The sequence below is a fragment of the Devosia algicola genome (assembly GCF_028816455.1).
Classification (GTDB): domain Bacteria; phylum Pseudomonadota; class Alphaproteobacteria; order Rhizobiales; family Devosiaceae; genus Devosia; species Devosia algicola.
Map to the genome: position 1 here is coordinate 1,745,082 of NZ_CP118246.1, position 13,500 is coordinate 1,758,581.

The 13,500-nt window shown below is 57.8% G+C and carries 11 protein-coding genes; 2 read left to right on the forward strand and 9 right to left on the reverse strand.

The genetic code is table 11. The features are described from left to right. Positions 1 to 13 precede the first annotated feature (13 nt). Positions 14 to 1,867 carry an extracellular solute-binding protein gene (locus PSQ19_RS09315; protein WP_282220549.1) on the forward strand — a complete coding sequence of 618 codons (1,854 nt, stop codon included), beginning with the start codon at positions 14 to 16 and terminating at the stop codon, positions 1,865 to 1,867. 59 nt (positions 1,868 to 1,926) lie between these two features. Here PSQ19_RS09315 and PSQ19_RS09320 read toward each other — a convergent pair whose 3' ends face one another. The 8 genes from PSQ19_RS09320 to PSQ19_RS09355 all read right to left on the reverse strand — a co-directional run bounded on the left by PSQ19_RS09320 (position 1,927) and on the right by PSQ19_RS09355 (position 11,578). Next, complete coding sequence (locus tag PSQ19_RS09320) at positions 1,927 to 3,048, reverse strand: translocation/assembly module TamB domain-containing protein (RefSeq protein ID WP_282220550.1); 1,122 nt, start codon at positions 3,046 to 3,048, stop codon at positions 1,927 to 1,929. Positions 3,049 to 3,241: 193 nt separating this feature from the next. Beyond that, entirely contained in the window at positions 3,242 to 3,832 is a 591-nt protein-coding gene (locus PSQ19_RS09325; protein ID WP_282220551.1) for a translocation/assembly module TamB domain-containing protein, read from the reverse strand. Beyond that, positions 3,780 to 4,178, reverse strand: coding sequence for a hypothetical protein (locus PSQ19_RS09330; RefSeq protein ID WP_282220552.1), 399 nt, complete (start codon positions 4,176 to 4,178; stop codon positions 3,780 to 3,782). Before PSQ19_RS09330 ends, PSQ19_RS09325 begins: the two co-directional genes overlap by 53 nt. Continuing rightward, complete coding sequence (locus tag PSQ19_RS09335; RefSeq protein ID WP_282220553.1) at positions 4,096 to 5,520, reverse strand: AsmA family protein; 1,425 nt, start codon at positions 5,518 to 5,520, stop codon at positions 4,096 to 4,098. The genes PSQ19_RS09330 and PSQ19_RS09335 overlap by 83 nt, the downstream gene beginning before the upstream one ends. Beyond that, positions 5,426 to 6,241 carry a hypothetical protein gene (locus PSQ19_RS09340; RefSeq protein WP_282220554.1) on the reverse strand — a complete coding sequence of 272 codons (816 nt, stop codon included), beginning with the start codon at positions 6,239 to 6,241 and terminating at the stop codon, positions 5,426 to 5,428. The genes PSQ19_RS09335 and PSQ19_RS09340 overlap by 95 nt, the downstream gene beginning before the upstream one ends. 32 nt (positions 6,242 to 6,273) lie before the next feature. Next, complete coding sequence (locus PSQ19_RS09345; RefSeq protein WP_282220555.1) at positions 6,274 to 8,172, reverse strand: autotransporter assembly complex protein TamA; 1,899 nt, start codon at positions 8,170 to 8,172, stop codon at positions 6,274 to 6,276. 254 nt (positions 8,173 to 8,426) lie between these two features. Beyond that, positions 8,427 to 10,376 carry a MacB family efflux pump subunit gene (locus tag PSQ19_RS09350; protein ID WP_282220556.1) on the reverse strand — a complete coding sequence of 650 codons (1,950 nt, stop codon included), beginning with the start codon at positions 10,374 to 10,376 and terminating at the stop codon, positions 8,427 to 8,429. After that, on the reverse strand, positions 10,373 to 11,578 hold the full coding sequence (locus PSQ19_RS09355; protein ID WP_282220557.1) for an efflux RND transporter periplasmic adaptor subunit: 1,206 nt from the start codon (positions 11,576 to 11,578) through the stop codon (positions 10,373 to 10,375). The genes PSQ19_RS09350 and PSQ19_RS09355 overlap by 4 nt, the downstream gene beginning before the upstream one ends. A 190-nt stretch (positions 11,579 to 11,768) precedes the next feature. Between PSQ19_RS09355 and PSQ19_RS09360 the strand changes: the two genes are divergently transcribed. Continuing rightward, positions 11,769 to 12,545 (forward strand): SDR family NAD(P)-dependent oxidoreductase, encoded by a 777-nt coding sequence (locus PSQ19_RS09360; RefSeq protein WP_282220558.1) that lies wholly within the window; start codon positions 11,769 to 11,771, stop codon positions 12,543 to 12,545. Positions 12,546 to 12,579: 34 nt separating this feature from the next. On the opposite strand, the gene PSQ19_RS09365 is transcribed toward PSQ19_RS09360, so the two are convergent. Continuing rightward, positions 12,580 to 13,455, reverse strand: coding sequence for an AraC family transcriptional regulator (locus tag PSQ19_RS09365; RefSeq protein WP_282220559.1), 876 nt, complete (start codon positions 13,453 to 13,455; stop codon positions 12,580 to 12,582). Positions 13,456 to 13,500: the final 45 nt, after the last annotated feature.

Here is a 13,500-nt window from a genome sequence, read left to right on the forward strand (position 1 = left end):
CCGGAGTGAACCCATGAAGTTACCCGCATTCGCCGTCGCTGCCGGGCTGGTTATGTCGCTGCTGGCGAGTCTCGCACAGCCGGTTCTGGCCGAGAACGGGCAATGGCACCACGCCAATTCCGCCATTGGCGAACCCAAATATCCCGAGGGCTTTTCGCACTTCGATTATGTCAATGTTAACGCGCCCAAAGGCGGTCAGGTCCGCCTCGGCGCCATGGGCGGTTTCGATACGTTCAACCCCATCCTGCCGAAGGGCGAGGTTGAGGGCAATATCGGGCTGATCTACGAAACCCTGATGACCCCCTCCCAGGACGAAGTATTGACCGACTACGGTCTGCTGGCCGAGGCAATGAAATACCCCGACGACTATTCGTCGGTGACATTTCGCATGAACCCTGCCGCCAAATGGCACGATGGCGAACCCGTTACTGTGGACGATGTCATTTGGTCTTATGAAAAGCAAAAAGAGCTTAACCCACTGATTGCCCAATATTATGCCAATGTTACCGGCGTCTCCGAAACCGCGCCCAGCGAGGTCACCTTCACATTCGACCAGACTGGCAATCGCGAACTGCCCAAAATTCTTGGACAGCTCATGGTCCTGCCCCGCCATTGGTGGGAAGGCACCGACGCCAAGGGCAACAAGCGCGATATCGGCGCCTCCACCCTGGAACCGCCACTGGGTTCGGGCCCCTATGAAATCGGCACTTTCGAACCGGGCCGCACCATCACCTACAAACGCGTCAAGGACTATTGGGGCATCAATCACCCCACCCAGGTTGGCCAGAACAACTTCGATGAATATACAGTCGAATATTTCCGCGATCTGGATGTTCAGTTCGAAGCCTTCAAAGGCGATCAGTTCGACTGGTGGCAGGAAAATCGCGCCCGCCGCTGGGCCACCGGATATGACTTTCCCGCTGCCAAGGATGGCCGTGTGATCAAAGAGCCTTTTCCCCAGCCTTACAATGCCTTAGGTCTGATGGTGGGCTTCATTCCCAATCTGCGCGAACCCAAGTTTCAGGACGAACGCGTGCGCAAGGCGCTCAACTATGCCTTTGATTTTGAAGAATTGAACAAGACGATTTTCTTCGGGCAGTACGAGCGCATCAACAGCTATTTCTATGGCCTTCCCTTTGCCTCATCAGGATTGCCCGAGGGCAAGGAACTGGAAATCCTAAACTCGGTCAAGGACAAGGTACCCGCCTCGGTTTTCACTGAGCCCTACGCCAATCCTGTCAACGGCGATCCCCAAAAATTGCGCGCTAACCTACGCATAGCGCTGGGTCTGCTGACCGACGCCGGCTACAAACTCGACGGTCGTCGTCTGGTTGACGCCAACGGCGAACAACTGAGTTTTGAAATCCTGCTCGATGGTCCCACCATCGAACCGGTCGCTGCCAATCTTGTCACCAATCTTGCCAAGATCGGCATCAATGTCACCCTGCGCACCGTCGATGGACCACAATATATCAATCGCACGCGCAGCTTTGATTTCGACATGATTTATGGGGCCTGGACCCAATCGTTCTCGCCCGGCAACGAGCAGCGCTATTTCTTCGGATCCGGCTCTGCCGAACAGCAAGGCTCCCGCAACTACGCGGGTATCGCTGATCCGGGTGTTGATGCCATCATCGACAAGCTGATCTTTGCCAAGGACCGGGAAACCTTGGAGGCGGCAACCAAGGCACTGGACCGCGTGCTTCTAGCCCACAACTACGTGGTGCCGGCCTATACGCTGCGCAAGGCCCGCGTTGCCCGCTGGGATCGCTTCAGCCACCCCGAAAACCTGCCCGAGTTCGGTATCGGCTTCCCCTCAATCTGGTGGTTCGACAAGGACAAGGCCAAGGCCACAGACGCTGGCTAGGTCAGCATGTTGGCGGACAATTCTGGCCGTGGGCGCTAGGTGCGAAGCAGCGCCCGGCCTTAATAGTCTTTTTCGTAGAACACGCCGATGTTGGAATTGCCGTCGGCCCCGGTAGACCCTTTGGCGGTCAGATCATCCGTAATATCAAGATTGACTGTCACTCGACTTTGCCCGTCCGCACCAGCCTGCACGCCGAGATAAATATTGTCCTGCAAATAGGCACCGGCCTGTACTGCTACATTGCCATTGGCGTCTGTTACAATGTCCAGATCGGCCAACCCCGCGGCACCGCGCAAACTATCGAGCAAGCCATTGTTACCGCCACCCCCGGCCAGTTCCGCCACCGCCCCGGCAAGCTTGGCCAGTTGCAATGGCGACAATTCACCTACAGAGCGCTTGAAGATCAGCCGCGACAAGACCTCGTCCTGTGGCAATGCCGGGGACGATGAAAAATCGACCGAAATATCGGACGCGCGACCGGACACGGTGACAAAAACCGTAATCCCCTCACCCTGTGTACGTGCCACCAGATTGAGGTAGGGATTGAGATCCCCCACCAACGTCACCGTGCCGCTGTCAAAAGTTATGCGCTGGCCCAAGATCGCCAGTCGGCCACGATTGAGCGAGAACCCGCCTACAGGTTGGATATTGTTGAGCGGGCCGGTAACGCGCACCGAACCACCCACCTCTGCATCGAGGCCCCTGCCCCGAATGAAAATCTGGTTTGGCGCATCTATGCTGACATCCAGCAGTAATCCGCTCGACCTGTTGGCCGGTGTTGGCGCAGCAGCGCGTTCGTCGGCTTTAGCGCGCGCCAGCGTTCGAGCCACGGCTTTTGGCGTACCAACATGCTTGACATCTATGAGCGCTGATCCCCCACCAAAACTCTCAGGCACAGTAATATCGGCCTTCTCGACCCGCACATTGCCCGAAAGCAATGGATTGCCGGTCAAATTGCCCGATAACGCCAACGTGCCGGACACCGTGGCGACGAACAGATTACCATCCGCATAGCGCGCCGAATTCAAACCCACCTGCACATTGGCGGGGAAACCATTGGCCAATGAAATCGAGCCGGTAGCATTGACCGTGCCGCCGGTTGCCAGACCCGCCGACAAGGACTGGATGACAACGCGGTCGCCGTCGAGATTGGCCGAACCGGAAATATTCTGGACGCGCAAATTCGCTTCGGGGTCAACATAGCTGGCCCCCGCGTCGAAACCGAGCCACTGAAGGCTGGCGCAGCAATGGCCCCTGTTACCTTGGCATTCAGCGAAACCGTTCCGCTGGCCTGTCCACCACGATCAGCCACAAAACGATTGGCCAGCGACAATGGCGCCGTTCCAGCAATTGTTACATTTAGCCCACCACCGCTCAGGGGTATGGTGCCGGAGCCCGATATCTGCAGCCCCCCGTTCCGTCGGCGCGCAGCGCGGCCAAGGTGACAACATTGTCCGCATAACTGCCGCTAACGCTGGCGTGCAGCGGCGCAATGCCATAGTCGCCGATTGCTGCCGCATTTATCCCATTGGCATCGGCCGTAAATGTAACTTGTGGCGCACTGCTTAGGCCCGAAATCGTCGCGTTGCCACTAAGCGTGCCAGCCAACCCAAGCTCAGGCATCACGGCATTGGCAATTACCAGCGGCAGTGCATTAATGTCCAAGCCGATATCGAGCGCTTCGCCCGCCGTGCCCGATGCAGTTACACTGCCTGCCCCGACATTCAACTTCACCGCATCCAGGCTCACCGTGCTGCCTGCAACGCTGAGTACAGTTGGCGCAGCCAAACGCGCGGCCAATGCACCTTGCTCGAGTTCGGCTCTATCCAGCCCCAGCCTATAGCCGCCATCCACCGGCGCCAGCGTACCTGCCACAGCAATATCGCTGCCGTTCGCAAGGCGCGCGTTAGCGTTAAATCCGGTTGTAGTGCCGGTCTGGGTCGCTGTTGCATTGAGCCTGATCAACGTCGACCCCCGCCGCAGATACGCTTTGCGCTTTGGCCGAACCATTGATGACCGGCACCCCGAGTAAATCACTCAGCTGGGCCGAAATATCGGCGCTGCCAACCCGAATATCGTTGAAAACCAGTTCCTTGGCGTTGGCCACGACATTCGCGTTCTGTTGCCCGTCGGCGCCCACGAGCGTGATGTCAGCGTTGATCGCCCCCTGCGCCTCGGCCAGCAATAGTGCCGCAGCCACCGAAACATCAGGCGCCATCAGCTTCAAACTACCATTGGTCAGCCCATCGCTGCCTCGGGTCAAAGTGCCGGTGAGGCGGGTGCCAGCGGCCTGAAAGTCCAGATCGCTCAAGGCTCTGTTGATCGTTGGAGACACTGACATTACCCTTCAAATCAGTCCGGAATCCATCGAGCGATGCCTGCCCCGCAATTCTGCCGTCCAAGCGGTTGTCCAGCGTCGACCCCGTAAATCTAAGTTTTGCGTCCTGCAAATTTTTGCCCGAAAGCTGCCCCTGCGGCACGGTGACATCAAGATTGAGGGCCAACTTGCCGCCCTCGCCCTTCGCGGTACCAACAACATTTGCCGCGCCGCTCGCCGCGTCCGACAATAGTGCCAGATCAGATAGGTCAAGCGAAAATCCGAAGTCGGCCACGGCGTTTGAATAATTGCCATCCGCTGCCAATTGCACCTGTTGGTTGCCCAAACTGAAATTGTCGGCCAACAGGCCGTTTTCGGTGCGTGCAATACGTCCGGACAGGTCAACATTTCCCGCCAACAGACCATCGGCAATCTTGTCGCTGATCGCCAAATTTTCGCCAGTGCCATCCAGCGTTAAATCAAATCCGCCCGCAGCGGGACTGATCGTGCCCTTGGCGGAAAGGCTGAGCGCACCTGACAAGTCGCGTCCGGCAAGGCCCGAAAAGGCTGCAATATTGCTGGTGTCCAGAGCGACGTCGCCTTTGAAAACCACACCGTCGATCTCGCCACTGAGCGCCGCTGTCAGCGCCTTGCCAACAACCCGCAATTGCGCCAATTGCACGGGTTGTCCGGCATTCCAAAGTCCCGCAACACCTATCCCGATCGAGTCCCCCAACGCCGCCTCGACGGGTTCCGAGGCCACAATGCCCGATATGTCGCCGTCACCATTAAAGGTAACGCGCCGTGCGCTGGCGTCGGCCAGATTGGCCGCCACGCCGCCTAGATTAAAGCCTATTTGCGAAGCAGCAAATCCCGCCGACTGGAAACCCTCAACTGTCAGGACACTGCGCCAGTTTTCCGAAGCATCATTACCGAAATCAATGGTCAACTCGCCGCGTTGCAAAATCGTGGCACTTCCAGCAACGGGCAGGGTTACCGCGCCCCCTGCAGGGTCGGCAATTATCGCATCAAGCGTTAGCTGAGACAGAAAGAAATCGGCGGTCGTTTCAGCGTTGGCCTTCAGCGAAAGCTGTCCACCGCTTAAGTTCAGATTTCTGACCGATACACCGCCTTGATCGCGCAACAACGCATCGATTTGCAATGCCGTATTGGCACCAAAAAAGGGTCGATAGGGTGCTGCGACAAGGCTAGCCAACGGCCCGCCCAGATCGGATTTGAGTTCATAACCGTCGCCGGATTTCGCAATGGTTGTCGTCCCGGCCAATGCCTGCTGACCGTCCGCTGTCAATTCCAGCTGCGTAGTAAGATCGGCCACCGGCCCCGATCCATTGATAGTCAGGCTCAACCGCCGGGCGCCCCTCGATATTGAGCAGATTGGAGAGCACACCGTCCCTTGGTTCAGTCAGATCCAGTCCCAGATCAATCGCATTATCTTGTTTTTGATAGGCGACATCGAGACCAAGTTGTCCGCCGGGTCCATCAAGCCGAACAATATCCAGCTTGGTCGTCAGGTCGCCATTTTCAAGGGTCAGGGAGCCATCGAGCGACACCTCCGCGGCCAACCCGAAAACGCTCTGGCCAAACCTCACCTTTGGAACATTGAGTTCCTCAAGTATGATGGCGACTGGAAATTGCGGCACTTCCAGCGTACCAGCCTCGGCAGGTGGCAAATCCATCTGGTCGTTCGGAACGGCGTTGCGCGGATAATCGATGGAGTCAGCCGTGAGCGACTTGATTTCCAGACGCCCCAGAAACAGTGCGGCCTGGTTCCAGGTCAGCCGGGCATTGTTCACCCGCAGCCACACCCCTTCGGCGTCCGAAATGGTGATTTCGCGTATCGACACGTCCGATCCCAACGCACCGTCGATATTGGACAATTCAATCTTGCGCTCGGGAGTCGAAAGCTTGTCCTGCACAAAGCTGGTGAGCCAGTCTTTTTGTTGATCCTCGCTCATATTGGCGACGTCTTGCGCCAACGCTCCAACCAACGCCGGCGCACCGACAGCAAGTGCCATTACTGCCAGCGCCAACGCCATGATCCATCTGCACATTAATTCAAATCGCCCGCTCAAAACGCCTGTCCAATGCCGATATAGAGCGCGTAATCGGGATCTCCGGCGCGCTTGTTCAGGGGAATGGCGATATCGGCGCGCAACGGCCCCAATCCAGTATAATAGCGAACGCCAATGCCCGCCCCGAGCCTTAGTTCATCAAGGCTGGGGAAGGTGTCAGCGGCAACATAGCCACCATCAATAAAGCCGACCGCGCCGAACTGCTCGTTGATCTTGGCCCGAGCTTCAAGCGAAGCTTCAAGCAGATAACGCCCGCCAGTCACCGTGCCAGCACCATTATCGACGCCAATACTTTTGAAACCATAGCCACGCACTGAACCGCCGCCGCCCGCGAAAAACAGCTTGTCAGGCGCAATTTCATTGAGCTGCGGCCCGATCAGCGCTCCGGCCTTGACCCGACCCGCCAAGACAAACTTGTCGTCCTCGCCAAAGCCGAAATAGGTACGGCCCTCGATGGTCGCCTGCACCGCCGGCTTGCCATAGAAGAACTCGTAGAACGGCTCGATATTACCGGCCAGATAAATGCCGCTTGCGGGATCAACCTTGTCATCACGGCCGTCATAGACCGCCCCCGCATAGACCCCGGCAGTCGTAAAATCGCGGGTGCCGAAACTGTCGTCGAACCGGTTGCGCTCAAAACTGGCGCCACCCGTCAGAGTGAGTTGATCTGAGTAGAAATGGGTCAGCCCCAGGCGACCGCCAATCGAGGTTTCGGTATATTTCGGCACAATAGTACGCTCGGCCGATATTGCCGCCACCAGATCGGTATCGGGCGTCAGGAAACCGGGTTTGGTAAAGGTGCCACCAAAGGCATAGTCGAATTGGGCTGTGTCAATGGGAAAGGCGATGCTGGCAACCTTGGCATCAAGCCGCAATCGTTCAGCCTGACCAAACAGATTACGCCACAAATGGAAGCCTTCCAGCCCCAATCCGTCCACTGTCGAATAGGTCGCTCCAGCGCCAAAGCGCCGCCCAGGCAGTTCTTGAACGATGAGGGTGTAGGGCAAAAGTCCGTTGGTCTGAATGGCATCGGCAGCCTCCAGCCGTGCTGCCCGGAAGACCTCAAGCCGGTCGAGGCGCTTTTGCGCCCGAGCCAGCGCATCGGGGTCATATTCCTCCCCTTCCGCCAACCCGGTTTGTCGCCGCACGAAATCCGGGTCCATGCGCTCGGTTCCCTGCACCGCCACCGGCCCGAATGCGGCCTTGGCACCAGGATTGACGGTGATAGTCGCATCCACACTATTGTTGGAATGATCGGCCACCACATCGCGCTTGGCGATGGCGGCCTTGGCATAACCCTGTTGCCGCCAGGCGCGTAGCGCCAATTGTTCGGCCTTGAGGATCACGCCAGATCCGGCAACCTCGCCCGCACCATAGCCAATGCCCAGCGGCGGTTCGACAAAATCATCGGGATCATCAGTGGGCGGCGCCTGATTGAGCACGCTCACACGATTGAAACGAAACAATGGACCGGGATTGACGATAATCTGGACCGCCACCGGATCCGGCAAATTGATATCGGGTCGAAGAGTTGCAGCCTCGCGACCGCCAACCAGAATATTGACGACGCCGCCATAATAACCCTCGCCATAGAGCGCAGCGGTAATCCGGCGGTAGTCACCGCGCGCCTGGGCCAGAAGCCCGGCGGCGCCAGAAGCTGGCTTGCCTTCGCCTGACACGAGCCCCGAGGCGCCCCGAACGACACCCTCCAGCCCCTCGTCAGGCGCAACACTCACCTCCAGTACATAGGGCTGGGGATCAGCGATGACCGCCTCAGCGTCAATATCGCTCTGATCCTCAAACAATTTGAGGCCAAATAGGTCAAAGGCCTGGCTCGGCTGTGTCAGCGCCACTCCGGCAACAATCACAAGCACACTACGGGCGCAGATACTCATTACAAAACGCGCAATATGCAGTTGTCTGTCCCCACCGATTGTCCGGATTTTCATTATGCGCCCAATCTGGGCATTTGTGACAAATATTCAGTTAAGTTGCCGGAACTGCTCCTCCGACGCCTCGCCAACAAACCCTCAGGCGCCTTTTATGTTGCTATATTACGGCTACCGCATGGCAAGATATAGGGGGCTGTCTCCTCGAACACAATTGTGATCGCGGTTCGTTGCCAATCGGCGACACTTGCGCACCGGGATCATTCCCGCGCCAAGGCCTCAACCGGGTCGAGCCGTGCTGCCGAGCGGGCGGGCATGAAGCCGAACACCACGCCAATCAGGCTTGATGACACTATTGCCAGAATGATGGACTCTGTGGAATAGGCCAGTCGTGCGCCCGCAACCATCTGGGTAAGCGCCGCACCCAGCCCGAACGACAATGCAACGCCAGCACCGCCCCCAAAGAAACAGACCAATACTGCCTCGATCAGAAACTGGCGCAATATGTCGCCACGCCGTGCACCGACCGCCATGCGAATACCGATTTCCTTGGTTCGCTCGCTGACTGAAACCAGCATGATATTCATCACCCCGATACCGCCCACCATCAGCGAGATGATTGCAATGGTAGATATCAGCAGCGTCAAAGTGGCGCTGGTCCCCTCGATGGTGTCGCGAATAGTAGCGGTATTTTGTAGGAAGAAGTCATCGGTGCCGTGAAGGCGGTTCATCAACGTCTGAAGTTCGGTTTCCGCTTGATCCATATCGACGTCATCGCGCACCCGGACCGAGATGGAATTAAGATAGTTCCGCCCCAAAATTCGGTCCATTGCTGTTGTGTAAGGCACGTAGATATTGGCACTGTCGCCGCCGCGGCCAAAGCCTGTGACAGTTTTGACAACGCCGATGACGCGCATCGGCACCCTGTCAAGCATTATAACCTGACCAAGCGGATCTTCCCCATCGGGAAATATCGCCGCCTGAGCCGTTTCGTCGATCACCGCGTCCTGGGTGCGTTGCCGGATCGAAGCCTCGGACAATGGCACCCCTTCAACAAGTTCACGTCCATTGACCCTGAAATAGCCCTCGCTCACCCCCGTGACAGAGGCGTTCGAGGCGGTATTGCGATAAAGTACCGTGGCGTTGGCGCTAACCAGCGGCGACACGCTATCGGTAAAACCCTGTTCGGCAATGGCCTCTGCATCGCTGGCTTTGAGCGTTCGAATACGGTTGGAGCTGCGATCGCCAAAGCCGCTGCCTGGATAAACATTGATCGTGTTGGTGCCAATCGAAGAAATACGTTCCAGCACGTCCTGCTGGCTACCCTGCCCCAGCGCCACCACCGAAACCACCGACGCGATCCCGATAATGATCCCCAACATGGTCAGAAACGTTCGCAATTTGTGGGCAATCATGGCCCGCATGGCCATGCGCAATGCTTCCCCTGCCCGGTCCAAGCCCTCGCGCCAGGGTGCACTGCGCGCTATCGGCTCGCTCGCGTTCGTGTGCAACTCTCGCGTTTGACCATCGCGGCTGTCACCAATGATTTCACCATCTGCAATTTCGATGATCCGGTCGCATTGTGCCGCAATTAGCGGGTCATGCGTCACAATGATGATGGTGTGGCCATTTTCATGCAATTCAGCCAGTAGGGCCATCAATTCCTTGCCAGAGTGGCTGTCCAGTGCCCCGGTCGGTTCATCGGCCAGAATGACCTCGCCACCGTTCATCAAGGCGCGCGCCACGCTGACGCGTTGCTGTTGACCACCCGATAGTGCAGCAGGACGATGGTCCAGTCGCTCACCCAGTCCAAGTCGGGTCAGTAGCGCGATCGCCCGCCGCCGCCGCACGCTCGCCTCCACACCCGCGTAAATCGCGGGCATTTCAACATTTTCCACCGCATCCAGATCAGCCAGCAACTGATAGCGTTGAAAAATAAAACCGAAATGCTCACGACGTAATTCCGCTAACTGGTCTGGCCCGAGTCGGGCGACCTCTCGTCCGGAAAAATTATAGGTACCAGCCGACGGCCGGTCCAGGCACCCCAATATATTCATCAATGTCGATTTGCCAGAGCCCGACTGGCCAATGATCGCCACCATTTCACCGACGCGAATGTCAAGGTCGACATCCTTGAGCACGGTGACGGTTTCCGCGCCGGTCTCGAACCAGCGGTTCAGCCCCTTGAGTGAAATGACAGGGTCACTCATCGCGGCCGACCGCCGCCGACGCCGCCAAGACCACCCAGACCTCGCCCATTGCCAGCAGCAGCATTGCTGCCGGTGCCTCGCACCGCCCCCTGCCCGCTCTGGATAATTTGCTCGCCTTCCGAGAGCCCCTCGGTAATTTCCGCTCGGATATTATTGTTTATGCCAACCTTTACCGGGACCGGGCGACGCTCTTCGCTGGTCGGATCGTAAATCATCACCGTCTGGCGACCTTTGGCACCCTGCCGCAGCACCGAACTGGGCACCAGCAGCGCATTGTCAGCGGCTGCCAAGACGATCGTGACCTGCGCGGTCATTGAAATGCGCAACTTGTGATCGGGATTAGGCACTTCGAACAACCCGTTATAATAAATCGCAGTATCGCTAGCGCTACCATCGGTTTTGATTGAAGTAGGCGCCGGTTCGATTTCGCGCAGCGTCGCATCAATCTTGTTGTCAGGCTCACCCAAAATGGTGAAATAGACCTGCTGCCCCGGCTGCACCCTTGTGACATCGGCCTCCGAAATTTCGGCCTTTATCACCATGGTGTCGAGATCGGCAATCTTGACAATAGTCGGCGTTGCCGACGATGCATTGACCGTCTGCCCCTCTTCCACAAGCACAGCCACTACCGTACCGGCGCCCGGTGCCACAATCTTTGTACGGCTCAAATTGAGTTGCGCCGACTCGACCGCCAGCGTGGCCTGGGTGATCTGGGCGTCCAACCCGTCAATCTGCGCCTTGCCCGTTTCCACTGCTGCCTTGGCGGTCTCTAACTCGGTTTGGGCAATCAGGTTTTTCTCATACATCTGGTTCGCCCGCGTCAGGGCGGTTTCGGCCTGTGACAGGTTAGCCTGCTGCACGCGCTTTTGCGCATTGATCTGTTTGAGCGCCGCCTCCGCCGCCTTGACCGCATTTTCCTGATTAAGGGAGTCGATGGTGGCGATCAGATCGCCCTTGGCGATTTCCTGGCCCAAATTGACGTCAAGGCTTTCGATGCGCCCTGAGACCTCAGCACCGACACTGACCAGTGAATTAGCTTCCAACACACCAGAGGCGAGCACCGTGCTTTCAATCCGGCCGCGCGTCACCTCCACGGTTTGCGGCACCACCGCTGCCTGTGGTTTTTCAAAGCTCCACCACCAGGCCGCGCCTGCTCCACCAACCACCACCAGCAATACCAATACTCGAGCAACTGTCTTCAAGGCCCAATCCCTTAGAGTGAGCCGGAAATATAGCCGTACCGCCGCGCTGGGTCTTGTTAGATTTTGGTAAGGTTGCCTTTCATTTTCGCAATGTTGATAGGTCCATGAGTCAACCAATGGTGCAGTTTTTTTGCCATCGACCGGTGCGCCATGCTAACCGGCAACTGAATTATTATATCGGAGCCCACTCATGTACAAAATGCTCGACCCCGCCGAACTGACGGTTTTTATCACCGGTGCCACATCCGGCTTTGGCGCAGCCGCAGCGCGCCGCTATGTTGCAGAGGGAGCAAAGATCATCGCTACCGGTCGCCGTACCGAGCGACTTGAGGACTTGAAGGCGGAACTGGGCGCCGACAAATGCCACATCATCACCCTCGACGTTCAGGATCGCGCCGCGCTCAAGGCGGCAATTGCCGCCGTTCCCGCCCCCTTCGCCAACATTAATGTTGTTCTGGCCAATGCGGGTCTGGCCCTCGGGCTTCAACCTGCCTTCGAAGCCGACGAGGACGACTGGGACACTATGGTGGCCACAAATATAAATGGTCTTCTCTACACCGTTCGGGCACTCTTGCCCGGCATGATCGAACGCGGCGGCGGCCATGTCGTCACCATTGGTTCCGTGGCGGGTGATTATTCCTATCCCGGCAGTGGCGTCTATGGCGCGTCCAAAGCCTTTGTCAAACAGTTCGCGCTCAATCTGCGAGCCGATCTGCAAGGCAAGAATGTACGTGTCACCAATATCGAGCCTGGGCTGACCGAAACCGAATTTTCCCTGGTGCGTTTCAAGGGCGACGCTGACCGGGCCGGCAAGCCCTACGTTAATACCGTCGCCATGAACGCCGACGATATCGCAGAATCGATCTTCTGGACGACCATCCTGCCGCGCCATTTCAACGTCAACCGCTTGCAGATGATGGCAACGACACAGGCGTTCGGGCCTCTCAACATCTATCGCGAAGACTGATCATGAGTTGGGGTGTCGCGCCTGGCGCGCCACCCTAATTGCCCAGTGCGGCGTCGCGATGGGCTGCCCGATATTGCATCGGCGCCATACCATTTATCCGCCGAAACGACTTGGCCAGATAATTACCATTGGCGAAACCACAGGCCGTTGCAATCGCGCCAATGCTCATATCGGTCGCCAGCAGCAACCGACTGGCGCGCTCTATCCGAGCACGAAACAGATAGCGCGATGGCGCCACCCCCACCGATGCCGAAAATTGCCGCGCGAAATGCCACCGGCTCATGCCGGCGATACGGGCCATTCTGTCGACATCCAGTATCGTCCCCAGATTGGCGTCGATATAGGCTTTGACCCGCGCGACGGCGGGCGGTAACGCCTGCGTCGACGCATGACGTCCCGCCAGCATGCCGTCATGAAGCGCCATGACCGCCGCATAGGCCGCCGCCGATGCCTCCCCCGATTGGCAGTCCTCATTTTTGATAATGCCGAGACAAGCAGCCGCCATACGGTCGATTGCGTCGCCACCCATCTCAAGGACGGGACCCGAGCGGTCAATCACCCCATGGGCCAGCCTAAGAGCCTCACGGCCGTTCAGCAGCAACCAGAAATAGTCCCAGCTTTCCCCCTGCTCCAGCCAATATCGGTTGGCATGAGGAAAGGTCAGCACCATCGTCTGCCCGGGTACGAGCAAATATCGCACGCCTGAATAGTCCAGATGCCCTCGACCAGCGAGTGTGTGCTGAATGACGAGAAACGGGGCGTTGCCCCTCTTCATTCCGTCCCATGAATAAACCTCGTTCATGCGCTGCTCGTACCCGGCATGGCGCACCATGCAATGCAGGCTCAATTCTCCAATTGGTGCGTCCACCGAGCGCACCGAGTGGCCATACTCAATCAGGTCTTTGAGCACAATATTACCCTCCTTAGCACGACCTTTCTCTACAGCAATTCGCTA

Excerpts from the sequence above, each read along its gene's own strand:
- PSQ19_RS09315 (WP_282220549.1), top strand. The coding sequence starts at position 14 with ATGAAGTTACCCGCATTCGCCGTCGCTGCCGGGCTGGTTATGTCGCTG.
- PSQ19_RS09340 (WP_282220554.1), bottom strand. The coding sequence starts at position 6,241 with ATGGCGTTGGCGCTGGCAGTAATGGCACTTGCTGTCGGTGCGCCGGCG.
- PSQ19_RS09345 (WP_282220555.1), bottom strand. The coding sequence starts at position 8,172 with ATGAGTATCTGCGCCCGTAGTGTGCTTGTGATTGTTGCCGGAGTGGCG.
- PSQ19_RS09350 (WP_282220556.1), bottom strand. The coding sequence starts at position 10,376 with ATGAGTGACCCTGTCATTTCACTCAAGGGGCTGAACCGCTGGTTCGAG.
- PSQ19_RS09360 (WP_282220558.1), top strand. The coding sequence starts at position 11,769 with ATGTACAAAATGCTCGACCCCGCCGAACTGACGGTTTTTATCACCGGT.